Annotated in this window: 22 protein-coding genes and 1 pseudogene; 5 read left to right on the top strand and 18 right to left on the bottom strand. The window is 64.1% G+C overall.

The features are described 5' to 3' along the window. Position 1 precedes the first annotated feature (1 nt). The 4 genes from J6497_RS22435 (at position 2) to J6497_RS22420 (ending at position 4,302) form a co-directional block, all read left to right on the top strand. Complete coding sequence (locus J6497_RS22435) at positions 2–952, top strand: heme/hemin ABC transporter substrate-binding protein (protein ID WP_225706444.1); 951 nt, start codon at positions 2–4, stop codon at positions 950–952. Next, on the top strand, positions 949–2,049 hold the full coding sequence (locus J6497_RS22430) for a FecCD family ABC transporter permease (RefSeq protein ID WP_225706443.1): 1,101 nt from the start codon (positions 949–951) through the stop codon (positions 2,047–2,049). The genes J6497_RS22435 and J6497_RS22430 overlap by 4 nt, the downstream gene beginning before the upstream one ends. Next, positions 2,046–2,840, top strand: a complete 795-nt coding sequence (locus J6497_RS22425; protein ID WP_225706442.1) for a heme ABC transporter ATP-binding protein — start codon at positions 2,046–2,048, stop codon at positions 2,838–2,840. The genes J6497_RS22430 and J6497_RS22425 overlap by 4 nt, the downstream gene beginning before the upstream one ends. Before the next feature lie 106 nt (positions 2,841–2,946). Beyond that, complete coding sequence (locus tag J6497_RS22420; RefSeq protein WP_225706441.1) at positions 2,947–4,302, top strand: esterase-like activity of phytase family protein; 1,356 nt, start codon at positions 2,947–2,949, stop codon at positions 4,300–4,302. Positions 4,303–4,464: 162 nt separating this feature from the next. Here the strand turns inward: J6497_RS22420 and J6497_RS22415 are convergent. The 11 genes and pseudogenes from J6497_RS22415 to J6497_RS22365 form a co-directional block, all read right to left on the bottom strand. Next, a pseudogene (locus J6497_RS22415) lies at positions 4,465–6,139 on the bottom strand (mucoidy inhibitor MuiA family protein). A gap of 191 nt (positions 6,140–6,330) precedes the next feature. Further along, positions 6,331–7,503 carry a thiolase family protein gene (locus tag J6497_RS22410; protein WP_225706440.1) on the bottom strand — a complete coding sequence of 391 codons (1,173 nt, stop codon included), beginning with the start codon at positions 7,501–7,503 and terminating at the stop codon, positions 6,331–6,333. Positions 7,504–7,831: 328 nt separating this feature from the next. Next, on the bottom strand, positions 7,832–9,421 hold the full coding sequence (serA, locus tag J6497_RS22405; RefSeq protein ID WP_225706439.1) for a phosphoglycerate dehydrogenase: 1,590 nt from the start codon (positions 9,419–9,421) through the stop codon (positions 7,832–7,834). 61 nt (positions 9,422–9,482) lie between these two features. Continuing rightward, positions 9,483–10,655 (bottom strand): phosphoserine transaminase, encoded by a 1,173-nt coding sequence (locus J6497_RS22400; protein WP_225706438.1) that lies wholly within the window; start codon positions 10,653–10,655, stop codon positions 9,483–9,485. 78 nt (positions 10,656–10,733) lie between these two features. Next, complete coding sequence (locus J6497_RS22395; RefSeq protein WP_225706437.1) at positions 10,734–10,928, bottom strand: hypothetical protein; 195 nt, start codon at positions 10,926–10,928, stop codon at positions 10,734–10,736. A 240-nt stretch (positions 10,929–11,168) separates the two neighbouring features. Beyond that, positions 11,169–11,639, bottom strand: a complete 471-nt coding sequence (locus J6497_RS22390) for a GNAT family N-acetyltransferase (RefSeq protein ID WP_225706436.1) — start codon at positions 11,637–11,639, stop codon at positions 11,169–11,171. A gap of 18 nt (positions 11,640–11,657) precedes the next feature. Beyond that, a complete protein-coding gene (locus J6497_RS22385; RefSeq protein ID WP_225706435.1) occupies positions 11,658–12,248 on the bottom strand; it encodes a glutathione S-transferase family protein in 591 nt (196 codons plus the stop codon). Positions 12,249–12,326: 78 nt separating this feature from the next. Continuing rightward, a complete protein-coding gene (locus J6497_RS22380; RefSeq protein ID WP_225706434.1) occupies positions 12,327–13,151 on the bottom strand; it encodes an outer membrane protein in 825 nt (274 codons plus the stop codon). A 184-nt stretch (positions 13,152–13,335) separates the two neighbouring features. Continuing rightward, entirely contained in the window at positions 13,336–14,190 is an 855-nt protein-coding gene (locus tag J6497_RS22375) for an outer membrane protein (protein WP_225706433.1), read from the bottom strand. A 404-nt stretch (positions 14,191–14,594) separates the two neighbouring features. Further along, positions 14,595–15,947, bottom strand: coding sequence for a phosphoglucosamine mutase (glmM, locus tag J6497_RS22370; RefSeq protein WP_225706432.1), 1,353 nt, complete (start codon positions 15,945–15,947; stop codon positions 14,595–14,597). A gap of 218 nt (positions 15,948–16,165) precedes the next feature. Beyond that, positions 16,166–16,330 (bottom strand): hypothetical protein, encoded by a 165-nt coding sequence (locus tag J6497_RS22365; protein ID WP_225706431.1) that lies wholly within the window; start codon positions 16,328–16,330, stop codon positions 16,166–16,168. Between the two features lie 105 nt (positions 16,331–16,435). Here J6497_RS22365 and J6497_RS22360 point away from each other — a divergent pair, with 105 nt between their 5' ends. After that, positions 16,436–17,572 (top strand): alpha-hydroxy acid oxidase, encoded by a 1,137-nt coding sequence (locus J6497_RS22360; protein ID WP_225706430.1) that lies wholly within the window; start codon positions 16,436–16,438, stop codon positions 17,570–17,572. 212 nt (positions 17,573–17,784) lie between these two features. Here the strand turns inward: J6497_RS22360 and J6497_RS22355 are convergent, their stop codons facing one another. The 7 genes from J6497_RS22355 to J6497_RS22325 all read right to left on the bottom strand — a co-directional run bounded on the left by J6497_RS22355 (position 17,785) and on the right by J6497_RS22325 (position 25,025). Beyond that, positions 17,785–18,411 (bottom strand): hypothetical protein, encoded by a 627-nt coding sequence (locus J6497_RS22355; RefSeq protein ID WP_225706429.1) that lies wholly within the window; start codon positions 18,409–18,411, stop codon positions 17,785–17,787. A 64-nt stretch (positions 18,412–18,475) separates the two neighbouring features. After that, positions 18,476–19,318, bottom strand: a complete 843-nt coding sequence (locus J6497_RS22350; RefSeq protein ID WP_225706428.1) for a shikimate dehydrogenase — start codon at positions 19,316–19,318, stop codon at positions 18,476–18,478. A gap of 38 nt (positions 19,319–19,356) precedes the next feature. Continuing rightward, positions 19,357–19,989 carry a YoaK family protein gene (locus tag J6497_RS22345; RefSeq protein WP_225706427.1) on the bottom strand — a complete coding sequence of 211 codons (633 nt, stop codon included), beginning with the start codon at positions 19,987–19,989 and terminating at the stop codon, positions 19,357–19,359. A 3-nt stretch (positions 19,990–19,992) separates the two neighbouring features. Further along, positions 19,993–20,832, bottom strand: coding sequence for a GNAT family N-acetyltransferase (locus J6497_RS22340; RefSeq protein ID WP_225706426.1), 840 nt, complete (start codon positions 20,830–20,832; stop codon positions 19,993–19,995). After that, positions 20,833–22,881: an elongation factor G gene (locus J6497_RS22335; RefSeq protein ID WP_225706425.1), complete on the bottom strand. Its 2,049-nt coding sequence runs from the start codon at positions 22,879–22,881 to the stop codon at positions 20,833–20,835. Between the two features lie 275 nt (positions 22,882–23,156). Then, positions 23,157–23,639, bottom strand: coding sequence for a DUF992 domain-containing protein (locus J6497_RS22330; RefSeq protein ID WP_376708256.1), 483 nt, complete (start codon positions 23,637–23,639; stop codon positions 23,157–23,159). Positions 23,640–23,822: 183 nt separating this feature from the next. Next, on the bottom strand, positions 23,823–25,025 hold the full coding sequence (locus tag J6497_RS22325; protein ID WP_225706424.1) for a pyridoxal phosphate-dependent aminotransferase: 1,203 nt from the start codon (positions 25,023–25,025) through the stop codon (positions 23,823–23,825). Positions 25,026–25,189 lie beyond the last annotated feature (164 nt).

Raw genomic sequence — 25,189 nt, 5'->3', positions numbered from 1 at the left:
GATGGCATTTTGTCGCACGCTCGCAGTCCTGCTGATCGCCAGCCTGGTGCCCATTAAGACGGCACCGGCGGCAAGCACCACCGTGCATGATGCGCGCGATCGCGACGTCATCATCGACAACCCTTCGCGGATCGTTTCGATCGGCGGGGCGATCACCGAAATCCTCTATGCGCTCGGCTTCGAGGACCGTGTTGCGGGCGTCGATGCGACCAGCCTCTATCCGGTCGCCGCGCTGCGCGACAAACCCAATGTCGGCTATATGCGCCAGCTCTCGCCCGAAGGCGTGCTCGGGCTCAATCCTTCGCTGGTGCTGGCAGTGCAGGGCTCGGGGCCGAAGGAGACCATGGACGTGCTGGAAGCGGCCAAGGTGCCACTGGTGCTGGTGCCCGAGACGTTCTCGGAGCAGGGGTTGCTCGACAAGATCAAGCTGGTCGGCCACGCCATGGATGCCGATCTGCGCGCCGAATGCCTGAGCAGCGCCGTCGCGCATGATCTCGCGCAATTGCGGGAGTTGCGCGCCAAGGTGACGAAGCCGGTGCGGGTGATGTTCGTGATGTCGCTGCTCAACGGCCGCGCCATGGCGGCGGGCCAGAAGACGGCGGCAAACGAGATCATCCAGCTCGCCGGCGGCGTCAATGCGGTCGAAGGCTATGACGGCTACAAGATCATCAGCGACGAGGCGATCGTCGCCGCCAAGCCCGATGTCGTGCTGTCGATCCAGCGCGGCAAGGATTCGCTTGAAGCCGAGGCGATCTATTCGCATCCGGGCTTTGCGCTGACGCCGGTCGCAGCGAACAAGAGCTTCATCTCGATGGAAGGTCTCTATCTGCTCGGCTTCGGGCCGCGCACGGCGGCCGCGGCGCGCGACCTTTCGACGAAACTCTATCCGGCGCTGGCGCCGCAGGCGGAGAAGTTCGTGCCCGCAGCGCTCGCGGCAAATTGCCGGCAATGAGCGCCTTGGCCGACGCGCGTGGCAAGGCTGTCGATTCTCGCATCAAGCGCTCGTTGCGCCCGCCGGCGTCGCTCACGCTGCTTTGCCTTTGTGCGGCTCTTGTCGGCACTGCGCTGATTGCGGTGACGCTCGGTGCGGCCGGGATCCCCCTCGCCCGCCTTCCCGCCGCGCTCGGCCTGTGGAGCGACGGGGCGGCCAGTCCGCTGGTTGCGCGCGACCAGCTCGTGCTGTGGTCGATCCGGATTCCCCGGATCGTCGCCGCCGCGATGGTCGGTGGCCTCTTGGCGGCATCCGGCGCGATCATGCAGGGGCTGTTCCGCAATCCCCTTGCCGATCCCGCGCTCGTCGGCGTCTCCAGCGGCGGCGCCTTTGCTGCAGCCGCCGCGATCGTCTTCACTGACAGTTACATCGGCGAGAGCATCAGATTCATGCAGCAGCAATTGCTGCCGCTGGCGGCGTTTGCCGGCTCGCTCGCAACGACCATCATCCTCTACAGCATCGCAAGCCGCGCCGGGCGGACGTCGATTGCGATTTTCCTGCTGGCAGGAATTGCGATCGCCGCGATCGCCAATGCCGGCATCGGGCTTCTGGTGTTCATCGCCGACGATCGCCAGCTCCGCGACATCACGTTCTGGATGCTGGGCTCGATGAGCGGCGCCACCTGGGGCAAGATCGCGACGCTCGCGCCGGTGCTCGCCGTTGCGCTCCTCGCGTGCATCTCAATCGCGCGCGGGCTCGATGTCCTCGTGCTCGGCGAGGCCGAGGCCTTTCACAGCGGCGTTGATGTCGAGCGGTTGAAACGGATCTCCATCATCCTGGTTTCGGCCATGACCGGGGTCGCGGTCTCCGTCTGCGGCGTGGTCGGCTTTGTCGGCATCGTGGTGCCGCATTTGCTGCGGCTCGCCATCGGGCCGGCGCACCGGCTGCTGCTGCCGGCCTCGGTGATACTTGGGGCTATCCTGCTGGTCGGCGCCGACACGATGGCACGCACGATTGTGGCGCCCGCGGAAATGCCGATCGGCATCCTGACGGCGGCGGTCGGCGCGCCGTTCTTCCTCGCCATCCTGCTGCGGCAGCGCAGCCTGATTTCGCTATGACACCGATGCTGCAGGCGAGCTCGGTCTCTGTGGTGGTCGGCGGCGCCACGCTGGTCGACACCGTCGATCTGCGCGTCAATCCGGGCGAGATGATCGCGATCGTCGGCCCGAACGGTGCCGGCAAGTCGACGCTGTTGCGTATGCTGTCCGGCGACATCACGCCGACGCGCGGCACGGTCGAATTGAAGCAGCGCCCGCTCCGCGCTTATCCTCCGCGCGAATTGGCGCGGCATCGCGCCATGCTGTCGCAGCACGTCATCGTCACCTTCCCGTTCACCGTGGAAGAGATCGTTTACATGGGCGCGGGCGACAACTCGCGCGCAACAGTGGCGCCGCTGGTCGAGTCCGCCCTGGACGAAGTCGGGCTGAGAGGCTTCCGCCATCGCCAATTGCCGACACTGTCGGGCGGCGAGCAGCAGCGCGCGCATTTCGCCCGCGTGCTGGTGCAGCTCGCCTGCGGCGAAGCGCTTAACGGCCCCGGCCTGCTGCTCCTGGACGAGCCGACCTCGAGCCTCGACCTCAGGCACCAGATCGATCTGGTCGAGACCGCGCGCCGTCGTGCGCAGAACGGCACCGCCGTGATCGCGATCCTGCACGACCTCAACCTCGCGATGCGCTTTGCCGACCGCCTGGTTCTCCTGCATCGCGGCCGACTCGCGGTCGACGGCAGCCGCAGCGAAGCGATGACCGCGGACACGATCCGCACCATCTTCGAGGTCGATGCCGCGATCAGCTATACCGATGGCGGCATTCCCTTCCTGCTGCCGCAGACGATGCGACCGGTGACGTAACGTCGCAGGCATATCCAGCGCCAATCGCCCCCCGTCACGAAACTGTCAGCGGCATGTAACACGCGCCTCCCAGAACTCCGCGGCGTTATCTTCAGGGGAGATCAACATGCGCAAATCACTGCTCTGCTCCGTCGCGTCCATCGTGCTGCTCTCGGGAGCGGCCTTCGCGCAAGGCGAAGGCGAATATCCGGCGACCCTCAAGGGCCACGCCGTGCTTCCGGCGGAAAGCTTCATCGACGCGCCTGCCGATGCACCTGATGATCTCAAGACCTCGGGCAAATACACCACCGGCCGCCGCGTCGACGCCGCCGGCAGCGTGATGGGCAAGTCCTACGAGCGGCCGACCGGCGTGTCGCTGCCATTCAAGGGCCAGCCGCTGCAGGGCCATTCCGGCATCAAGGTGATGGCGGACGGCACGTTCTGGGTGCTCACCGACAACGGCATGGGCTCGCGCTACAACTCGGCCGATTCGATGCTGTACCTGAACCGGCACAAGATCGACTGGGCGAGCGGCAAGATCGAGCGGCAGGAGACCATCTTCCTGCACGATCCCGACAAGAAGGTGCCGTTCCGCATCCTGCATGAGGACACTGCCAAGCGCTGTCTCACCGGTGCCGATTTCGACACCGAAGGCTTCCAGATCATCGGTGACACGTTCTGGATGGGCGATGAGTTCGGGCCCTACGTGATCAAGGCCGACAAGACCGGCAAGGTGCTGGCCGTGTTCGAGACGACGGCCGACGGCAAGCCGGTGCGCTCGCCCGATCACTGGTCGGTGCAGTCGCCCGGCGCGCCGGGCGCGAGCTACACCAATGTCAACCTGCGCCGCTCCAAAGGCTATGAGGGCTTTGCGTCCTCGAAGGACGGCAAGTTCCTGTACGGCCTGCTCGAGGGTCCGCTGTGGGACGCCGAGAAGAAGGACTGGGAGAAGGTCGACGGCAAGGAAGCCTCGCGCATCCTTGAGTTCGACGTGGCAAACGAGAAGTTCACCGGCCGCTACTGGCAATATGTGTTCGAGCAGAACGGCAACGCCATCGGCGACTTCAACATGATCGACGCTACGGCCGGCCTGATCATCGAGCGCGACAATGGCGAAGGCACCGCAGACAAGGCCTGCCCGCAAGGCCAGCGCGGCCAGAACTGCTTTCCGGATCTGGCGAAATTCAAGCGCGTCTACAAGATCGAACTCTCCGACGCCAATGTCGGCAAGCCCGTGCGCAAGGTCGCCTATATCGACCTGATGAAGATCCGCGATCCCGACAAGAAGGCGAAGAAGCCGCTCAACGACGGCGTGCTGACCTTCCCGTTCTTCACCATCGAGAACGTCGATCGCGTCGACGACACCCATATCATCGTCGGCAACGACAACAACCTGCCGTTCTCCTCGAGCCGCGATCCCAACAAGGCCGACGACAACGAGTTCGTGCTGCTGGAAGTCGGCGACTTCCTGAAGGCGAAGTGAGCGCCCTCCCTCTCCCCGCTCTTCACGGGGAGAGGGTCGGGATGAGGGGCTCTCTCCGCGATCACGGTGGCAGATGTGTTCGCGGAGAGAGCCCCTCACCCGAATTTGCGCATTGCGCAAATTCGACCTCTCCCCGCAAGAGCGGGGCGAGGTAAGAATGCCTCAACCCGCCGGCGTCATCACGACTCCCTTGTCCTTGGGCCAGCGGATGCGCCAGCCCAAATTGATCTCCTTGAGCTCACCTGGCTTCGCGTCGAACGTCCATTGTAGCACGCCGCGCTTGTCGCGCAGATTGGTTGCGGTCGGCGGCGTGGTCTGCGGCAGCATCTCGACCAGGATCTCCTCATTCTCGCTGACCGGAAGCTGATCCTCGATCGCGATGCGAATCGGAAAATCGTGACCGTTGCGGATGCTGGTCTTGAACGAGCGTTCGTCGGTCTTCGACGTCGTCACAATCAGGCCGGCCGAGCCCTCGTTGCGCTTGACCACCGAGCGCTCGATCTCGACCTTGTCATCGGCGCCGAAGCCAAGCCGCACCATTTCATCCTTGCCGGCGGAAGCGATCTTGCCGCGGCCGACGAACACACCGTCGCGGTAGATCGCCACGCGGCCGGGCAACAGCGGCGCGTCCTCGGCCTGCCTGAAGCTCGCCTCAAGGAAAGCCGTCGGGTCTAGCACCGGCGCGGAACGGATCACAAGGTCGGGCACGATCACGCTGCTTGCGATGCGCAGGCTCTTCGCACCTTCGCTGGCATCGAGGCTGACGCGACCGGGAATTTTGAAGGTGGCCTGGAAGGCGCCGATCTCAGCCACCGCCTGCTGCTCTTCAGCGCGCTCACGCGCATCGATCGCGTCGGCGGACTTTGCAGCGGGCGCCGTGCGCAGCATCGGCGCAGGCCTCGCCGACTCCGACACGGCGCCCGGCATCGGCACCGGGCGCGGCGGCTGGGGATATTGCACGACCAGCGAATTTCAATTCGGGCGCGCTGCCGCCGCGGGCGATGCGCACGGTGGAGACGCCGAGCGCGACGTTCGACCAGTCCTCGCCGGTCGACTGCGTGATCTCGGCGCGACGCACCAGTTCGAGCGAGGGCTTGCGGTCCTTCGCGCCGGTCTCGAGGCGGGCGTCATAGATCGGCGCCCAGCGCGCATTGCGCACCGAATAGGTGACGCGCAGCGTGGCTTTCGTCGCGGCCGCGGCAGCGAGGTCAATACGGACCTCGAGCTTGCTCGGCGGCTTGGCGGCGCGATCGTGTTCCAGCCGCGCGATCTCGCGGTCGATGTCGCGCTGCTTGCGCTCAGTCTCGCGGATCGCCGTGTCGGCGGTTGCAATCTCCTCAGCGACGGCGGCGAACGCGGCGCGCCATTCGGAGATCGGTCGCGCTTCGCCCTTGTCGCCGATGCCGACCGGCGCGGCTTCCGCAAAGCGCGCGGCGAACTGGCGGCGCGCCTTCGCGGCGTCGATCGCGCCTTGCAGATTGGCACGCTCGTCCTTCAGCGCCTCGATGCGCTTGTCGAGCTCCGGCAGGTCGACCGGCGGCGCTGCGCGCGGCCGCCGCGCGTCGATCGACCCGATCGTCAGCTTGCTGCCCGCCTCGCCCTCGACACGCAGCGAGGATGGATCGAGCGACAGCGGGAAATCCCTGGCGACCAGCGTGCTGTCGCCGGACGGCAGATCGAGCGTGATGACGCGGGTGACGCTCGCGCCATCCGGATAGACGGTAACCGCATCCACCGTCGAAGAGGCATCGACGTCAGCCGCACGCGCCGGCAAAGCGGCAAGCGGGGTGACCAGCACCAGGCCGGTGGTGACAAGACAATTGGCAATCAAGCGCATTGGATCCCTTTCCTGCATTGCGCGCAAACTCCGCCCCATCCGGCACCGGACAGCGGCGAAAGTCACACCCCATCGGTGGTGAGACGCAGCGAGAAAAGAACCGGTTCGATTGCGGTTTGCGTGAGGCACAAAAAAGCACGGCGCTTGAGGCGCCGTGCTTTGGTTCATGTAGCGTTCAGCCGAAGCCGTTCTCAGCTATAGATCTCGAACAATCCGGCGCCGCCCTGCCCGCCGCCAATGCACATGGTGACGACGCCCCACTTGGCCTTGCGGCGGCGGCCTTCCTGCAGGAGGTGGCCGGTGAGACGCGCGCCGGTCATGCCGAAGGGGTGGCCGATCGCGATCGAGCCGCCGTTGACGTTGTACTTCTCGGGATCGATGCCGAGCTGGTCACGGCAGTACAGGCACTGGCTGGCGAAAGCCTCGTTGAGCTCCCAGAGATCGATATCGTCCATCTTCAGGCCGTGGCGCTTCAAGAGCTTCGGCACCGCATAGACGGGACCGATGCCCATCTCGTCCGGCTCGCAGCCGGCGGTCGCCCAGGCAACGAAGCGGCCCAGCGGCTCGAGACCGCGCTTCTCGGCGTCCTTGGCTTCCATCAGCACCACAGCCGCGGCGCCGTCGGAGAGCTGGCTGGCATTGCCGGCCGTGATGAACTTGCCCGGTCCCCTCACCGGCTCGAGCTTCGCCAGCCCCTCGATCGTGGTGTCGGGACGGTTGCACTCGTCGCGGTCGACGACATAGTCCTTGATGCTCTCTTCCTTCGTCACCTTGTCGACCACCTTCATCCGGGTCTTCATCGGGACAATCTCGTCCTTGAACTTGCCCCCCTGCTGCGCGGCGGCCATGCGGCGCTGCGACTCCAGCGAGAACTCGTCCTGGTATTCGCGGCTGAGCTTGTAGCGCTCGGCGACGATATCGGCGGTGTCGATCATCGCCATGAAGATGTCGGGCGCGGTCTTGAGCAACTCCGGATCGACCGACTCCTTCGGCGTGCCGCCGCCGGGAATCGAGATGCTCTCGACGCCGCCGGCGACGATGCATTCGGCGCCGTCGGAGCGGATCGAGTTGGCGGCCATCGCGATGGTCTGAAGCCCTGAGGAGCAGAAGCGGTTCACCGAGACGCCGGCAGTCGACTTCGGCAGGCCGGCGAGCAGCGCGGCCTGGCGGCCGATGTTCGGCGCGCCATGGGCGCAATTGCCGAGATAGCAGTCCTCGACGTATTCCTTGTCGACGCCGGCGCGCTCGACGGCATGCTTGATGGCGTGCGCCGCCAGCGACATCGGCGGGGTGATGTTGAATCCACCGCGGGCGGACTTTGCCAGTCCCGTGCGTGCATAGGAAACGATAACGGCTTCACGCATTGTGTTTTCTCCCTTGTTCGGACGGCCTGATATGACCGGTCTTGGCCCATTCGTACACAGATTTTGTCAGCTGCCAAACGGCAAACGCCGCCTCCGATGCCGGAGGCGGCGTCATGTTCCGCAGATCGGAATATGTGGGTCGAACGGCGCGACCTTCCTTCCCTTCTCCCCTTGTGGGAGAAGGTGGCGCGAAGCGCCGGATGAGGGGGTTGTCTCCACGGGCGACGGCGCTCGTGGAGAGAACCCCTCACCCGAATGAGTCTGGTACGAACAGCGGAGCTGCCCTCTCCCACAAGGGGCGAGGGCGCAGCAATTGGCACCTCCGCGCTCAGAACGCGAGCGCCTTGGCCTGCTTGACCTGCGGCAGCGCCTGCACCTTGGCGAGCACGTCCGCCGCAACGGGGCCGTCGATCTCGACCAGCGCGATCGCGTCGCCGCCTTGCGCGACACGGCCGAGATGGAAGGTCGCGATATTGATCTTGGCGTCGCCGAGCAGGCTCGCGAACTTGCCGATGAAGCCCGGCTTGTCCTCGTTGGTCACATAGATCATCGACTTGCCGAACTCGGCGTCGACGCGGATGCCCTTGATGTCGACCAGCCGCGGCTTGCCGTCGTGATAGACGGTGCCCGAGACGGAGCGCTCCTGCCGTTCCGTCGTCACGGTCACGGTGATCAGGCTTTCGTAGTCGCTCTGCGCCGCGCGCGTCACCTCGTCGACCACCATGCCGCGCTCCTTGGCAACCACCGGCGCAGAGACGACGTTGACGTCGCCCAGCATCGGCCGCAGCAGGCCGGACAGCACCGCCGAGGTCAGCGCCTTGATCTTCATCTCGGCGACATGGCCCTCATAGGTGATCTGGGTTTTGACGATGCCGCTCTCGGTGAGCTGGCCGGCGAACGAGCCGAGCTTCTCGGCGAGCTCGATGAACGGCTTCAGCTTCGGCGCCTCTTCAGCCGTGATCGAGGGGAAGTTGATGGCGTTGGAGATCGCACCCGTGAGCAGGTAATCCGACATCTGCTCGGCGATCTGCAGCGCGACATTCTCCTGCGCTTCGGTGGTGGAGGCACCAAGATGCGGGGTGCAGATCACGCTCGGATGGCCGAACAGGACGTTCGAATTCGCAGGCTCCTCGCTGAACACGTCGAAGGCCGCGCCTGCGACATGCTTGGAATTGAGCGCGTCTATCAGCGCCTGCTCGTCGACGAGGCCGCCGCGGGCGCAATTGACGATACGCACGCCCTTCTTCATCTTCGCAAGTGCCACGGCATCGATGATGTTGCGGGTCTTGTCGGTAAGCGGCGTGTGCAGGGTGATGAAATCGGCGCGCTTGAAGAGATCGTCGAGCTCGACCTTCTCGACCCCGATGTCCTTGGCGCGCTCCGGCGACAGGAACGGATCGAACGCGATCACCTTCATGCGCAGGCCGAGTGCACGGTCGCAGACGATCGAGCCGATATTGCCGCAGCCGACCACGCCGAGCGTTTTGTTGGTAATCTCCACGCCCATGAAGCGGTTCTTCTCCCACTTGCCGGCCTGCGTCGAGGCATCGGCCTGCGGGATCTCGCGGGCAAGCGCCAGCATCAGGGTGATCGCGTGCTCGGCGGTCGTGATCGAGTTGCCGAACGGCGTGTTCATCACGATGATGCCCTTGGCTGTGGCGGCCGGGATCTCGACATTGTCGACGCCGATGCCGGCGCGGCCGATCACTTTCAGCCGGGCGGCCTTCTCGATGAGCTTGGCGGTTGCCTTAGTCGCCGAGCGGATTGCGAGGCCATCATAGTTGCCGATGATCTCGGCGAGCTTTTCCTTGTCCTTGCCGAGATTGGGCTGGAAGTCGACCTCAACGCCGCGGTCTTTGAAGATCTGCACGGCAGCGGGCGAAAGGGCGTCGGAAATGAGAACTTTCGGTTTTGACATGGTAGTGGTCCTCTACCTTCCCACCTCTCCCCGTGAAGAACGGGGAGAGGTGGAGAGAGCGCTAAGCAGCCTTCGGCAGCTGTGCCTTGATCTCGGCGAACGCCCAGTCGATCCACTGCGTGAGCAGTTCGACGTCCTTCGCTTCCACGGTGGCGCCGCACCAGATGCGCAGGCCCGCCGGCGCATCGCGGTAATGCGCAAAGTCGAAGCCGGCATTCTCCTTCTCGACCAGGGCGACCAGCTTCTTGCAGAAGTCGGCCTGCAGGTCCGGCGTGAGCGAGGTGATCGCGGGATCCGTGATCTTCAGGCACACCGAGGTGTTGGAGCGGATCGCGGGATCCTTGGCCAGGAAATCGATCCACGGCGTCCTCGCCTTCCAGTGGGCGAGCACCTTGGTGTTGGCGTCGGCGCGTGCGATCAGCGTCTTCAGGCCGCCGATCGATTTCGCCCAGTCGAGCGCGTCGAGATAGTCCTCCACGCAGAGCATCGACGGCGTATTGATGGTCTCGCCTTCGAAGATGCCCTGGTTGAGCTTGCCGCCTTTGGTCATGCGGAAGATCTTCGGCAGCGGCCAGGCCGGCTTGTAGGTCTCGAGCCGCTCCACCGCACGCGGTGAGAGGATCAGCATGCCATGCGCGGCCTCGCCGCCCAGCGCCTTCTGCCAGGAGAAGGTGATGACGTCGAGCTTCGGCCAGTCGAGCGACTGCGCAAACGCCGCCGAGGTCGCGTCGCAGATGGTGAGGCCTTCGCGGGTCGCGCTGATCCAGTCGGCGTTCGGCACGCGCACGCCCGAGGTGGTGCCGTTCCAGGTGAAGACGACGTCGCTCGCCGGGTCGACCTTGGAGAGATCGGGGATCTCGCCATAGCCGGCGTTGAGCTTGGTGGCGTCCTTCAGCTTCAGTTCCTTGACGATGTCGCTGACCCAGCCCTCGCCGAAGGATTCCCAGGCCAGCGTGGTGACGGGTCGTGCACCGAGCAGCGACCACAGCGCCATCTCGACCGCGCCGGTGTCGGACGCCGGAACGATGCCGATCTTGTAGTCGGCCGGCACCTCCAGCACTTCGCGCGTCAGCTCAATGGCTTGCTTGAGCTTTGCCTTACCGATCTTGGCGCGATGCGAGCGGCCGAGGGCGGCGTCCTTGAGATTTTGAGGATTCCAGCCGGGGCGCTTGGCACAGGGGCCGGAGGAGAAATGCGGCACGTTCGGCCGCGAAGCGGGCTTCGCTGCAGTCATGATCTACCCTTCCAGATAGCTGCCTCTCGGTGGGGAGAGGTTTCCCGCCGTCGGAGATAGTGGAAGGGTAAGGGATCGTCAAGGAACTTCAGGAGGATCACAGGCGATTGATGCGGGCTCGTCGCGCGCTGGAGCCGGCACCTGATCGAGCAGTCCGGCCGCAACGTTCACCAGCTTCATGGCCTTTCGCCGGCTGGACATTTTCATAATGCTCTTTTCATCGACCTGTACGATGTATTCGTTGCCCGCCCTGACGATCGAATATCGCTTCATCTGAAATATCCCCGAGCCGTCCCCTGAACGCGATGACTTTGGAACGTCATCCGTTCGATCTTTTTTGCTTGATCATCATCTCTTGCGGATCATGTTCTGCTGCTGGGAGACGCGTAACTAGCAGGAGCGTTCCTGCCGGCAAAATTACGGAGGCCGGCGTAGTTTACCGCTTGTTAACCGGAACGCAGAGCGAAGACTACCACTGCGATCAGCGATCGTAGCCGCGCAACTCGACGCAACTCAGAAGCGTATCGTCATGCCGACGTGACTGCGTTGAAATCCAAGCCGTTCGTAGAACCGCTGCGCATCGACGCGGGTGTGATGCGTGAGCAGTTCGACGAGAATGCAACCGTTGGCGCGCGCTTCCGTAATCGCCCACTCCACCATCTGCTCGCCGATGCCGCGGCTGCGGCAGTGGGTCGCAACGCGCACGTCCTCGATCAAGCCGCGCGAGGCGCCTTGCGAGCTTATGCCCGGCAGAATGCACAACTGCAGGCAGCCCACCACCACGCTGTCCGTGCTCTCGGCGACCACGAGCTTGAAATTCGGATCGCGATCCACCTTCTCGAACGCGCCGAAATAGGATTGAGGCAAGGGATCCTCGATCCGCTCGCGCGCACTGCCGAGCCGGTCGTCCGCGAGCATGCCGACGATAACGGAGACATCGTCGCGACGGGCGCGACGGATGGTGATCGAAGACGCAGTTGCCATGATGTGTTCCGAAACAGTTCAGCGTGCAGGCGGAAGGCCCAGTGAGCGTTCGGCGTCACTGATCCAGCGACGAAGCGCGGGATAGCCGCTGAGATCAAATCCGCCCTCATGCGCAAGCCGCGTGTAGGCGAGCAGCGCCACGTCGGCGAGCGAGAGCACTTCGCCAACCAGAAACGGCGTGAGCGCAAGCTGCTGCTCCATTCGCGCCAGCGCGGCATGGCCGCGCCTGACCTTCTCCGGATCGAGCTCGGACACGGATTTGCCGAGATAGCGCATCTGGAATCGGCACACGGCGACATAGGGCTCGTGGCTATACTGTTCCCAGAACAACCACTCATCCATCTTCGCGGCGGCGAAATCGTCGGATGGAATGAGGTCGCTGCCGCGGGCGAGATAGCGGATGATGGCATTGGACTGCGCCAGGGTGCGGCCATCGTCGAGCACGATTGTCGGCACCTGGCCCGCGCTGTTCATCCTCAGGAAATCCGCACTCCGCGTCTCCTGCTTGAGGACGTCAACGTCGATCCAGGTGTAGCGCAGCGCGAGGTGATCGCAGACCCACTTCACCTTCAGGCAATTGCCCGACTTGTCGTCGCCGTAGATCTTCATGGCTGGCTGTTGTCCTGTTGCCCAACGACAGAGCAACAGCGGAAACAAGAGCTGTCAACACATCGGACGGAAGCGCGTCTAGAATTTGTAGCCGAGGCCGGCGCGCACCGTGTTGATGTTGGTATCGACCGTTGTGGTGAAGCGGATATATTCCCATTCCGCGCGCATGAAGAGGCCACCGACCAGATTGATGTCGATGCCAAGGCCGGCCGTATAGCCGTAGATGAGATGATTGTGCACAGCATCCGTCGCGCTCAATGGCATTAGCGGCGTGAAGGGCCCAAGGGCAGAGGGACCCACGGCGTCCGTAACGATTGCAGTGTGTGAAATATTGGCTTTGCCGAGCGCGAAGCCGCCGAACGCATAGGGCAGGAAGCATCCGAAAGCGTAAGCTGCGCGTCCCCGGAACGTGGCCATGTCCGAGATCGAGATCGAGGATGCCGAGGTGACTCCGACATCGTGAAAGGAGCCGTCGGTGAGAGGGGCGCCGCTCACAAGCTCCTTGCTGGCGCTGGCCGAACCGCCAAAGCTGCCATGCATGTAACTTGCCTCTAGGCCGAGCACGACGTCGCTCCATTGCCAATTGTATCCGACAAACGCTCCATATGTGGACGAACGCGCCGTCTGCTTTCCTAGACCGAGATTCCATTGCGCAACGCCCATCTGCTGGACGACGTTGTCGGAAATCAGCGAGGAGATCAAAGATGACGGTTTGCTGTCAAAATTCGCGTCGGACGATCCGTAACCGGCTTGGCCGCCAATGTAGAGACCTTCCCAATAAGCCCTGGAAGTGGTCAGCCCATCGGTGAAGCTGCCGCGAAGGATTGGCAGATCAGGAAGATCGGCGGCCTGCGCGCCCGTCACCGCGCCACACATCACTACCGCCAGTAGAAACCGACGCATCGCCCACGCCCCCAATGACTTAACCAAAACCCGGCGCGATCATCGCTCGTTAACCTTAACCAATGGTTGTCGCGGGCCGCATTTGCCACAATGTTCTGCGTGATGCGCACCATGCGTCCACAAAAACGAAACGGCGCGGGAACATCCCGCGCCGTCTGCAATCGTTAACCAATGAAGCTTCGTATTAACCTTTGCGCACCAGCGGCGGCGGCGCGTAGACCGGCTGCGGGCTGTCCAGATTCCAGCGCACGCCGAACTTGAGGTCGTGCGAGGTGATGTCCTTGAAGTGCATTGGGTTGTTGGTCGTGAAACCCTGGAACGTGGTCACGGGTCCTGTGAGTCCGGAGCCAAGGTCGACGTAGCTATAGGCGACTTCGAGCGTCAGATTTGGGCTAACCTTGTAGGCAAGACCCGCATGCGCGGCCCATGCGAAATTCCACTTGGAAGCCGAATTGGCGGTTGCAAAGCCCGGCCCGATCACACCGGGAGAGATATCGGCAAGACCCTGATCGGTGAAGTTGGAGATGGTCACGCGCGCTGCACCAACGCCGGCGCCGATGAACGGCGTCACGCACCACCAAGTGCCAAGATCGACATAGGCGTTGGCAAGGACAAGCCATTCCGACTTGCTTGCCGTGTAATTGTCGACGCCGGCGCCGACAACACCGCCGCCAATCGGAAACGTCGCGAGATCCTGACCGTGAAAGTTCGTCCTTCCACGGTACTGGCCGGTGATGTCGCCGCGGAACCAGCTATTGAACTGGTAACCGACGCCGAGACCAAAGATGCCGCCGGTGTCGAACCCAGTCTGCTGGTTCAGAGAGAGCAGCGGCGCATACAAAGCATCGTTGCCGTTGCGCACTTCCTTCACGCTCTGATTGCTGAAGCCAACGTCGCCGCGCAGATACCAGCCGCCGAAATCCTCCACCGGCGGCGGTCCGTAGGCCGGCGGCGGCGCGATCGGCATGTCGGCGGCGAACGCCATCGAAGAGATCAGGGAGGCCGCACCAGCGGCAATGAGAGACTTAACGCTACGCATTGGCTTCGTCCTTTTGGCCAGTGAGGCGAGCGCGGAAGCCTCACGTCTGAAAACCCACGGCCGGACGATGGCACTAAATGCTTAAGCGGCGCTTAACCCTAATTATTAAGGTTGACAGCCTCTGACGATTTTATCGAACGTGCGCATCATTGCGTGCATACGCGGTGGCCGCGCCACAAATGCTAACGATGCGTTGATGAAGTTTTCGGTGCGCCGCGCAAAGCACTCTCGTCGTCCCGGGCTTGCCGGGCCGCGGCGAAGCCTTGGCGCAGCCGGGACCCATAACCACAGGCTCTCGTGGTGTGCTCCGCTGCAACTGCTTGCTCCCACCATAACCTCTCCCTGTGGTTATGGGTCCCTGCTTTCGCAAGGGACGACGGAAGCGGAAGCGTCGGAAGCGAGCGTTACGCCGCGGCGGCGGCAGCGTGGCCGAGCGCGGAGACGATGTGATCGACGACTTCCTCGACCAGCAGGCGGTCGTCGCCCTCGCCCATCACGCGGATCACCGGCTCGGTGCCGGAGGAACGGACCAGCAGGCGACCGTGGCCGTTGAGCCGCTTCTCGCCGTCGACGATGGCGGACTTGACCTCGGCATCATCGAGCGGCTTGCCGCTGCGATAACGCACGTTCTTCAGGATCTGCGGCAGCGGATCGAAGCGGCGGCAGACCTCCGACACCGGGCGGCGTAGCTTTTGCACCACGGCAAGCACCTGCAGCGCTGCGACGAAGCCGTCGCCGGTGGTGGCGTAGTCGGAGAGAATGATATGGCCGGACGGCTCGCCGCCGAGATTGTAGCCGTCGTTCAGCATCCGCTCGAGCACATAGCGGTCGCCGACCGGCGTGCGCACCATGTCGAGCCCAATGCCCCGCAGGAAGCGTTCGAGCCCGAGATTGGACATCACGGTGGTGACGATGCCGGGCTTGGCGAGCCGGCCCTCTTCCTTCCAGCTCTGCGCGATCACTGCGAGCAGTTGGTCGCCATCGACCACGTGGCCGCGCTCGTCCACCAGGATGACGCGATCGGCGTCGCCGTCCAGCGCAATGCCGATATCGGCGCGCATCTCGCGCACCTTCTTCGCCAGCGCTTCCGGCGCGGTGGAGCCGCATTCCTTGTTGATGTTGAAGCCGTCGGGCTCGACGCCGATCTGCACGACGTCGGCGCCAAGCTCCCACAGCGCTTCCGGCACCACCTTGTAGGCCGCGCCATTGGCGCAATCGATCACGACGCGCAGGCCGTCGAGGCTCAATTCGCGCGGCAGCGTGCGCTTGGCGAATTCGATGTAACGATCGTGGACACCGTCGATCCGGCGGGCGCGGCCGAGGCTCGCGCTCTGCGCGAGCCGGCGCTCGATCGGCTCGTCGAGCAATTGCTCGATCTGCTTCTCGACGTCGTCGGAAAGCTTGAACCCTTGCGGCCCGAACAGCTTGATGCCGTTGTCCTCGAACAGATTGTGGGAGGCGGAGATCATCACACCGAGGTCAGCGCGCATCGATTTGGTGAGCATCGCGACCGCCGGCGTCGGCATCGGGCCGAGCAGCAGCACGTCCATGCCGACCGAGGTGAAGCCCGCGACCATGGCATATTCGATCATGTAGCCGGAGAGCCGCGTGTCCTTGCCGATCACCACGCGATGGCGATGATCGCCGCGCTGGAACACGAGGCCGGCGGCCTGCCCCACCTTGAGTGCGAGTTCCGGCGTAATCAGACCATTGGCACGGCCACGAATCCCGTCGGTCCCAAAGTATTTACGGCTCATATCACCCCCAGCTAGGCCTGGGCTTCTCCAGCTACCCTGGCGAGAAGCCCGAAACGCCATCGATGCAGGCCTTATAATGCGTCAGCCGCCACGGCGGCTTCAAAATATATGATGAATCATTACCGTTCACCCGATGGCAAGAGATTAGGTTAATATATTGTAAAATAATGTATAATTCTTAGGGATCGTAGCTTTACTGGGAGCGGCCGCGCCCGATTCTAGCGTTTGCGGAGGATGTGATGGTCGTCCTTGGAAGGCGCCGGTTGGATCACATTGACAGGGTCGGAGGCCGGAAAAGTCCCTTCCAATCCCTCCTCCAGCGACTCCTCGAGCGCGCGCTTTTCGCCGTCGGTATCCTTCCGCTTGGGGGTCGATCTGGTCATGGTGGCCTCCTGGTGGGGCGGATTTCGGTGGAGCGATTTGGCAGATGATCCAACCATGCTAGATGACGGCGCATTCGCGAAATACAAGACGGGCCGGGAGCGTCCATGAAGCACATCACCTGCATCGAAGATCTGCGCCAGCTACACAAGCGCCGCGTACCGAAGGCATTTTTCGACTATGCCGACCGCGGCTCCTATACCGAGGACACGCTGCGCGCCAACAGCGAGGATCTTCAGCAGATCAAATTCCGCCAGCGCATCCTGGTCGACGTCTCCAAGCGCGACCTCAGCACCACGATCCTGGGCGAGCCTGCCGCTATGCCGCTGATCCTCGCCCCGGTCGGCCTGCTCGGCATGCAGCATGGCGACGGCGAGATTCATGCCTGCCGCGCCGCGCAGGCCGCAGGGATTCCCTTCACCCAGAGCACGATGTCGATCTGCTCGATCGAGGACATCGCAGCCGCCGTTGACAAGCCGTTCTGGTTCCAGCTCTACGTCATGAAGGACCGCGGCTTCATCAAGGCGCTGATCGAGCGCGCGATCGCCGCCAGGTGCAGTGCGCTGGTGCTGACCGTCGATCTGCAGGTGATCGGCCAGCGGCACCAGGACATCAGGAACGGCATGACCGTGCCGCCGGAATGGTCGCTGTCGAAGCTGATCGATTTCGCCACCAAGCCGGCCTGGGTCTCCGGCGTGCTGCGCGGCAAGCGCCGCACCTTCGGCAATCTCGCCGGCCATCTCAAGGTCGACCAGGACATCACCTCGCTGTCGACCTGGATCAATTCGCAGTTCGACACCTCGCTGAACTGGAAGGACATCGACTGGATCCGCAGCATCTGGCCGGGCAAGCTGATCCTCAAGGGTATCCTGGACGTCGAGGATGCGGAGATCGCGGCCAAGACCGGCGCGCAGGCGATCGTGGTCTCCAACCATGGCGGCCGACAGCTGGACGGCGCCCCCTCCTCGATCGAGGTGCTGCCCGAGATCGTCGACGCCGTGGGATCGCAGGTGGAGGTCATGTTCGACGGCGGCATCCGCACCGGCATGGACGTGATGCGCGCGCTCGCGCTCGGCGCGAAATCCTGCATGATCGGCCGCGCCTATGCCTACGGTCTCGGCGCCGGCGGACAGGCCGGCGTCGCCGAGGCGATCAACGTGCTGGCGAAGGAGCTGCTCACGACCATGGGCCTGTGCGGCGTCAACACGATCGCCGAGATCGACGACAAGGTGCTGGCGGTTTAGGCCAACACACGCGCGATGCCGATTAATGTGCCCTCGCCCCTTGTGGGAGAGGGCAGCTCCGGCATCGGCAACGAGCGCGTTTGGGTGAGGGGTTCTCTCCGCGAGCACCGTCGCCCACGGAGAGAACCCCTCATCCGTCGCGCATTGCATGCGCGCCACCTTCTCCCACAAGGGAGCCCACAAGGGGAGAAGGGAAGACAGCAACGCGCACGTCACATCGGCGGCGTGATGCCGTCGCGGCCGACGCTGATGCGGTTGGTCTCGAGAGAGCCGTCGGGCGCCTTTTTCGTGAATGCGATGATCTTGGCGCCCGTCTTGAGCTCGGACTTGTCGCCGGGAACATAAGTGACGACAGGCGTGTCGGGCGAGACCAGCACCTTCTTCTCGCCGTCCTTGTATTTGACGAGCAGCGTGTGGCCGTCATTGCTGACCACGGATTGCTCGACCGTCGCATTGGTCATGCTGCTGTTGGGGCGCGTGTCCCAGGGCCGCGAGCCCTCGCCGGTGCCGCGCATGTCCTCGGGGAAGACGTGGACTTCCACCGCTTTCGGCGTGCCGTCGGAACCTGGCACGGTGGTGGCGCCGATGAAGGAACCGACCTTGACGTCGGACAGCGCGATCTTGACGATGCCGGCAACGCGCGCATCGTTCGTCAGATGCAGCTTGACGTCCTCGCCGCTGCGCGACTTGACCGCGAGCGTGTCGCCGTTGACGCTTTCGATGGTGCCGCGCACCCGCGACGATGTCGGGGGCTGCTGCGCGATCGCATAGAGGGTTGATGCCGCGACCATGGCGGCGGCAAATAGCGGACGGACAAGGGTGGAACGATAGGGAGTCATAGGGCGGAGCTCCGGGTGGATCACCTGTGCAGAGACCCCGCTCTTGCAGCGATATTTCGTGCCCTCAAGTCTTTGTGAGATCGTCCTCGACCAGGGCCCGCAGTTCCGGCGTCACTTGCGGGCGCTGGCCAAACCACAATTCGAAGCCGCGCACCGCCTGGTGCAGGAGCATGCCGAGCCCGTCGGCTGTCTTCAATCCGCGCGCCTCGGCGGCCGCAAGCAATGGCGTCTTCAAGGGAACATAGACGAGGTCGGCGACGACGGCATTTGGCGGCAACAAGCCGACGTCGAGGGCGAGCGCCGGCTGGCCGTGCATGCCAAGCGAGGTGGTGTTCACCAATAGCCTCGCGCGCGGCAACAGATCAGCGAGCGTATCCCAGATGGCCGGCTCGACGCGCGAGCCGAACTGATCGGCAAGCGCGCAGGCACGATCGATGCTGCGGTTGACGAGATGAATGCGCGTCATGCCGCGATCGAGCAATCCGAACACCACGGCGCGCGCCGCGCCGCCGGCGCCCAGCACCAGCGCTTCCGTCGCCTGGTCCCACCCGGGCGCGGAGGCATCGAGATTGTTGATGAAGCCTTCGACATCGGTGTTGGTCGAGCACAGCTCGCCGCCTTCGTACCACAGCGTGTTGGCAGCGCCGACTGCACGGGCGCGCTCATCAGGCAGCGACAGCGCCAGCGCGCGCTCCTTGTGCGGGATGGTGACATTGGCGCCGACGAAGCCGTGGGTCGACAGATGCAACACGAACTCGGCAAAGCCCTCCGGCGGGATCGCCTCGATGTTGTAGCCCCCCTCGATGCCGAGCTTCCGCAGCCAGTAGTGATGGATCAGCGGCGAGCGCGAATGCGCGGCCGGCCATCCGATCAGGCATGCGGCGCGGGCTTTGGTGGGTTCGGTCATTTCAGTCCATTCGGACAAGCGGTGAGGACTGTCAATCCTCACTTATCCCGCACCGCGACGATCGCGGTGAGCGCAACGGCGGCTCCGGCCGCGAACCAGACCGCTGACAGATTGAGGTGAAGATAAGCGAGTGCGCCGACGGTCGACCCCAACACCAGCGCCGCCCATAGCAAGAGGCTCGGCAGCCAGGCCCAGCGTGGGCCACCGGTCAACGCCGTCCCAAGGAGCTGGCCGGCCTTGACGAGTGCGCCGGTGACATAGGTGAGGCCGAGGCTGCCGCCGCCGCGAATCTGGAATATGGCATTCTCCAGTCCCATCGCGAATACGATCCCGCCAACCGCGACCGTCGGCCAGCCGAAGGTATAGGCGAGCGCGGAGCCGACGAGCAGCAGCGTTTCGGTCAGCAACAGCCAGGTCTGGCGGCGGCCGCCGCGCGCGAGCACGATCAAGCTGCCCGCCGCCGCGCCAATCACGAACGTCACGATGATGCCAATGGTTTGCGCTGCCGCGAACCAGTTCGCCTCGGTCAGGTCGACGCCGAGCCGGGTCGAGTTGCCGCTCATGAAGGAGACGAACAGGCCGCCGAGATGCAGATAGCCGATGCCGTCGAGATAGCCGGCGAGCGCACTGAGCGCGCAGGCCAGCGCCGTGTTGCGGCGCGAATCAAGCATCCGTCACGCCGTCCACTCGTAGACCTCTTTCTCGTAGGCTTCCGTGAAACCGGCGCGCCGCAGATTGCGGTACGAATGCTCCAGCATGTACATGGTCTCGGAGACCTGGACTCTGCAGCCCATCTGCTCGGCGCGTTCGACCCGCTTTGCAATGAGCGCCTGCTGCGCGCCGCGCTTGCGGTGGCTTTCGGCGGTTGTCGCCGCCAGGAGATAGCCGATATCCTCGAACAGGCAGAGCGCGGCGATCGCTACCGGCTGATCGCCGTCGAACGCCATGTAGTGAACGAAACCCCTGCGGCCGGCCGAGCGCGCATATTCCGGCCACAGCGTGTCGCCGAGCTGATCGCGCGCGGCGTCGATCTCGTCGGTGGTCACCTCGCGGATGCCGAGATCGGTGCTGAAGTGGATCGGCGAATACGCCGTGCGCCACAAGGTCGGATATCCGGTGCGCCGGGCGCGCAACAGGCCCCCCGCCTCGAGTCGCGCCCGCATCACGTCCATGTCGGGACCCGGGCTGAGCCAGACAAAGAAGCGCTTCACGCCTGCGGCCGTGAACAGATCGATGAAGCGCGCGATCGCATCATCCGTCATGGCGGGATCGGTGCCGCAGAGATAAACGCGATTGAGATTGGCGGACGGGAACGGCGCCTGACGTTCGGGATCAATGGTCACGTAGCAGTGACCGAACGGAGGACCGTCGAACCGACGGCGCACGAGCCGATAGGGCTGACAACGGCCGTCCAGCCATTGCGTCAGCCGCCGCATTTTCAAGGAGAGATCGACAACTTCCATGGCGATGCGGGGATCATGACCCTCGATCCGGGGCCATGATCCTAGCAACACTTATGCCGCCACGCGATGCGCCGCAATAATCTGATTGGCCGTCCGGCCGGTCACTTCAGCCATGTGATCAAATTGGCGTGTAAAACTGCCAGCACCGGCGGTGGCCGAGCGGAGTTCCACGATCAGGTCGCCGATTTCCGCTTCTGGCATGGTGGCACGGACGCAGTCCCAGCCGGCCCAGCCGTCGCGGGTGTCGAAACCGAGGATCTGCCCCCGCCGCGCCGACAGGATGGCGTTGATCTTGGCGGTGGCGTCGGTCGGGCAGACGATTTCGACCATGTGGATCGGTTCCAGCAGCACCGGCTGGCAGTTCGGCAGCGCCTCGGTGACGCCGATCCGCGCCGCAGTGCGGAACGCCAAATCGGAGGAGTCGACGCTGTGGTAGGAACCGTCGGTCAGACGTACATGAACGTCGACCACGGGAAAGCCAAGCGGTCCCTTCAGCAGGCCGTCGACCACGCCCTCTTCCACCGCGCCGATATAGTTCCGCGGCACCGCACCGCCGACCACGGTCTCGTCGAAGGTGAAGCCGGAGCCGCGCGGCAGGGGCTTTATTTCCAATACCACGTCGCCGAACTGGCCGTGGCCGCCGGACTGCTTCTTGTGCCGGCCGCGCTGAGTGACCGGTTTTCGGATGGTTTCCTGATACCCGATCGCGGGAGGGTGCGATTTGACGTTGACGCCGAAGCGGTCGCGCAGCCGTTCCACCGCGACGCGCAGATGCATCTCGCCCTGCCCCCACAGCACGGTGTCGTGGGTGCGCGGATTCTGGATCTGGGTCAGCGATGGATCCTCTTCGCTCAGCCGCAGCAGCGCCTGTCCGAGCTTGACGTCGTCCTTGCGGTCGCTGGCCGCGACCGACATCGCGAGCACCGGCGAGGTCGGTTCGACCTTCGCCAGCGACGGCGGCGCGCTCTTGCCGCCCGCGACGGTGTCGCCGGTCTTGATCGCATCGAGCTTGCCAAGCGCAACCGTCTCGCCGGCTTCTGCAGATGGGCGCTTGGTGTCGAAGGCGCCGCTCACGGCGAGAATGCCCGAGACGCGGCCGGTTTCGCCGGACGCGGAGGTCAGCGTCGCGCCATCGTCGAGACGGCCGGCGAGCAGCCGCGCCAGCGACAGTTTGCCGCCATGCTGCAAATGCACGGTCTTGAACACATAGGCGAGCGCATCCTTCGTCGCGGGCGCGCCAAGGCGCTTGGCTGTCTCGGCGATGCCAGGCGCTTCATGGCGCAGCGCCTTCAGCAGGCGCAGCACGCCGTTCTCGCGCAGCGCCGAGCCGAGCAGCACCGGGCAGATCACGCCGTCGCGCAGCTCGCGGGCGAGATCGTCGAACACGGCGTCGCGCGGCGGCTGGATGTCCTCGAGCAACTGCTCCATCAGCGCGTCGTCATGATCGGCGAGCTTCTCCAGCATCGAGAACCGCGCTTCCTTCTCGCGATCGAGATCGCCGCCTTCGATCGCGACCACCTCTGACGGCTTGTGCTCGCGATAGACAAAGGCGCGTTGCAGCGCCAAGTCGACGAAGCCCTCGATCAGGTCGCCGTTCCAGATTGGAATTTGCCGCAACACCAGCGGCACGCGCGAGGCCGGCTGCAGCATGGCGAGCGTCTCGCGGACGCGCTTGTTGGCGCGATCGATCTTGTTCAAGAACAGGAAACGGGGAATGGCGAGCTCTTCCAATTCGCGCAGGATGAGCTGCAATTGCGGCAGCTTCTTCTCATCGGCCTCGCAGACCACGACCGCAGCATCGACGGCAGGAAGCGCCATGCGCATGTCACGCGCGAATTCGACCGAGCCGGGACAATCGAGGAAGGTGTAGCTGTCGCCCATGAAGGTCGTGGTGGCGGCGGTAAGCCCGACACTCATCTTGTGATGGCGCGCTTCGGAACTGGCGTCGCCAACGGAAGTTCCGGCATCGACGCTGCCGGCTGTGCGGATCGCACCGGTCCGCGCCAAGATTGCTTCTAGAAGTGTGGTCTTACCGCTTTGGAAAGGGCCCACAAGTGCGATGCACCGTGGACCTCGGGGACTTCTGACGTCTTGTCCCATTGCCGTCTCCTCATCTGGAGCTCGGCCCTTGATTGGGTCGGCAACCGGTGATGCTCCGCCCGTCGCGAGCGTTTGGCAAGTGCGAAAACGTCGCTGCGTTGCGATGTAATGTAACGAAGCAGGCACAGCCGAATGGTGCCGTTATTGTGAGGAGCGACAGCGACGAAGCAATCCATTTTACCACTTGCGGAGATGTGGATTGCTTCGCTTCGCTTGCAATGACGATGGAGTCGGGTGGGCAAAGCGCAGCGTGCCCACCATCCACGCGCCTGGCGTCAGCGCCCCGGCCGGAGTTCCAGGCTCGCGAGTCCGGCTGCGATGTTGAGGCCGACTTGGCCCTGCAGGCTCAGCGGCTGCAGCGCGATCGAATTGTTGGAGCCGCCGACCAGCACATTGCCGCCGACGCCGACGCCGAGCGTCGCGCTGCCCTGCGCACCGGCGTAGTTGCCGGAAAGGTCGCCCGGTCCAAGCCGCGACACCGGCGCATAAACGCCCCAGGCCAGTGCCGTCTCCTGGGTGATGCCGAGATCGAGACCCACTTTCTGAATGGTCGCGACATAGCGGTCTTCCGGCATGCCCTCGACGCGCAGCACGCAGCCGAGATGGGTGACCGACCCCACGATGAAGCCGACGCTGGCGCCGCCGCGGCATTCGAGAACGCCAACCCGCACGCGCTCTGGCTGCTGCGCGTTGGCGCCGGCGATGACCGATGCGAGCATCACGATGGTCGTGCTCGCGCGAAGAACGAAGCGACGCATGAAGATATCTCCGGCTGAAAGGATGTGACGTGAGTAAAGATGAAGGACGCGTCTGCCCGCGGCGCGTGCTTGTCTATGCCACAAGCGTTGCGGCCGTACCAGATTGACGGCACAACCAAGTTGCGCTGGAACAAGAAAAAGCCCGCTTGCGCGGGCCTCTCAGTCTCGCTTGATTGCTTTTGACTAGCGCAGATTGCCGCAGAAGCGCTGGATGCGCTTGCAGGCATCCTCGAGATCCGAGGTCTTGGTGGCGTAGGAGATGCGGAACGCCGGGCCGAGGCCGAAGGCCGAACCGTGCACGACCGCAACGCCCTCGCTCTCCAGGAGTTCGGTGACGAAGTCCTCGTCGTTCTCGATCACCTTGCCGCTCGGCGATGTCTTGCCGATGGTGCCGGCGCAGGACGGATAGACGTAGAACGCGCCTTCCGGCCGCGGGCAGTCAATACCGGCAGCCTGGTTCAGCATCGAAACCACCAGGTCGCGCCGTTCCTTGAACACCTTGTTGTTCTCGGGAATGAAATCTTGCGGACCGTTGAGCGCTTCGACCGCGGCCCACTGCGAGATCGACGACGGGTTCGAGGTCGACTGCGACTGGATAGTCGCCATCGCCTTGATGAGCTGCGCAGGCCCGCCGGCATAGCCGATGCGCCAGCCGGTCATGCAGTAGGCCTTGGAGACGCCGTTCACCGTCAGCGTGCGGTCGTAGAGTTTCGGCTCGATCTGCGCCGGCGTGGCGAAGACGAAGTCGTCATAGACCAGATGCTCGTACATGTCGTCGGTCATCACCCAGACATGCGGATGTTTCACCAGCACATCGGTGATCGCCTTCAGTTCGGCGCGCGTGTAGGCGGCGCCGGTCGGGTTCGACGGCGAGTTGAGGATGATCCACTTGGTCTTCGGCGTGATCGCCTTTTCCAGATCTTCCGCGCTGAGCTTGAAACCGCGATCGGCCGTGCACACCACGGGCACGGATTCGCCGCCGGCCAGCGCGACCATCTCCGGATAGCTCACCCAATAGGGCGCGGGAATGATGACCTCGTCACCTGGATTGATGGTCGCCATCAGCGCGTTGTAGAGCACCTGCTTGCCGCCGGTGCCGACGATCACCTGGTTCGGCTTGTAGGTGAGGCCGTTCTCGCGCTGGAACTTGGCGATGATCGCCTCCTTCAGATCGGGAATGCCGCCGACATCGGTGTACTTGGTCTTGCCGGCCTCGATCGCATGGATCGCCGCCAGCTTGATGTTGGCCGGCGTATCGAAATCCGGCTCGCCGGCGCCGAGCCCGATGACATTGCGGCCCGCCGCTTTCAGCGCGCGTGCTTTGTCCGTGACCGCGATCGTCGCGGACGGCTTCACACGATCAAGCGCAGCGGACAGGAAGGACATCATCGTCTCCGGATTTTGATGGAAAGAACGCACAATGGCGCAGGAGCGTTTCTAGGACCGTTGCGGTGCAGCGGCAAGCGAAAAGCAGGGTTTCCTCGGCACTTTTGCCGCAACTTCACTTCGTTCACTCCGATCGGATCCGAGGGAATCGTGCTGCGATCACC

Source organism: Bradyrhizobium cenepequi (genome assembly GCF_020329485.1).
Classification (GTDB): domain Bacteria; phylum Pseudomonadota; class Alphaproteobacteria; order Rhizobiales; family Xanthobacteraceae; genus Bradyrhizobium; species Bradyrhizobium cenepequi.
This window is presented reverse-complemented; position numbering and strand designations above follow the sequence as displayed.

What these genes read in the sequence shown, in the direction of transcription:
- J6497_RS22435 (WP_225706444.1), top strand. Translation starts at nt 2, where the DNA reads ATGGCATTTTGTCGCACGCTCGCAGTCCTGCTGATCGCCAGCCTGGTG.
- J6497_RS22430 (WP_225706443.1), top strand. Translation starts at nt 949, where the DNA reads ATGAGCGCCTTGGCCGACGCGCGTGGCAAGGCTGTCGATTCTCGCATC.
- J6497_RS22425 (WP_225706442.1), top strand. Translation starts at nt 2,046, where the DNA reads ATGACACCGATGCTGCAGGCGAGCTCGGTCTCTGTGGTGGTCGGCGGC.
- J6497_RS22420 (WP_225706441.1), top strand. Translation starts at nt 2,947, where the DNA reads ATGCGCAAATCACTGCTCTGCTCCGTCGCGTCCATCGTGCTGCTCTCG.
- J6497_RS22410 (WP_225706440.1), bottom strand. Translation starts at nt 7,503, where the DNA reads ATGCGTGAAGCCGTTATCGTTTCCTATGCACGCACGGGACTGGCAAAG.
- serA (WP_225706439.1), bottom strand. Translation starts at nt 9,421, where the DNA reads ATGTCAAAACCGAAAGTTCTCATTTCCGACGCCCTTTCGCCCGCTGCC.
- J6497_RS22400 (WP_225706438.1), bottom strand. Translation starts at nt 10,655, where the DNA reads ATGACTGCAGCGAAGCCCGCTTCGCGGCCGAACGTGCCGCATTTCTCC.
- J6497_RS22395 (WP_225706437.1), bottom strand. Translation starts at nt 10,928, where the DNA reads ATGAAGCGATATTCGATCGTCAGGGCGGGCAACGAATACATCGTACAG.
- J6497_RS22390 (WP_225706436.1), bottom strand. Translation starts at nt 11,639, where the DNA reads ATGGCAACTGCGTCTTCGATCACCATCCGTCGCGCCCGTCGCGACGAT.
- J6497_RS22385 (WP_225706435.1), bottom strand. Translation starts at nt 12,248, where the DNA reads ATGAAGATCTACGGCGACGACAAGTCGGGCAATTGCCTGAAGGTGAAG.
- J6497_RS22380 (WP_225706434.1), bottom strand. Translation starts at nt 13,151, where the DNA reads ATGCGTCGGTTTCTACTGGCGGTAGTGATGTGTGGCGCGGTGACGGGC.
- J6497_RS22375 (WP_225706433.1), bottom strand. Translation starts at nt 14,190, where the DNA reads ATGCGTAGCGTTAAGTCTCTCATTGCCGCTGGTGCGGCCTCCCTGATC.
- glmM (WP_225706432.1), bottom strand. Translation starts at nt 15,947, where the DNA reads ATGAGCCGTAAATACTTTGGGACCGACGGGATTCGTGGCCGTGCCAAT.
- J6497_RS22365 (WP_225706431.1), bottom strand. Translation starts at nt 16,330, where the DNA reads ATGACCAGATCGACCCCCAAGCGGAAGGATACCGACGGCGAAAAGCGC.
- J6497_RS22360 (WP_225706430.1), top strand. Translation starts at nt 16,436, where the DNA reads ATGAAGCACATCACCTGCATCGAAGATCTGCGCCAGCTACACAAGCGC.
- J6497_RS22355 (WP_225706429.1), bottom strand. Translation starts at nt 18,411, where the DNA reads ATGACTCCCTATCGTTCCACCCTTGTCCGTCCGCTATTTGCCGCCGCC.
- J6497_RS22350 (WP_225706428.1), bottom strand. Translation starts at nt 19,318, where the DNA reads ATGACCGAACCCACCAAAGCCCGCGCCGCATGCCTGATCGGATGGCCG.
- J6497_RS22345 (WP_225706427.1), bottom strand. Translation starts at nt 19,989, where the DNA reads ATGCTTGATTCGCGCCGCAACACGGCGCTGGCCTGCGCGCTCAGTGCG.
- J6497_RS22335 (WP_225706425.1), bottom strand. Translation starts at nt 22,881, where the DNA reads ATGGGACAAGACGTCAGAAGTCCCCGAGGTCCACGGTGCATCGCACTT.
- J6497_RS22330 (WP_376708256.1), bottom strand. Translation starts at nt 23,639, where the DNA reads ATGCGTCGCTTCGTTCTTCGCGCGAGCACGACCATCGTGATGCTCGCA.
- J6497_RS22325 (WP_225706424.1), bottom strand. Translation starts at nt 25,025, where the DNA reads ATGTCCTTCCTGTCCGCTGCGCTTGATCGTGTGAAGCCGTCCGCGACG.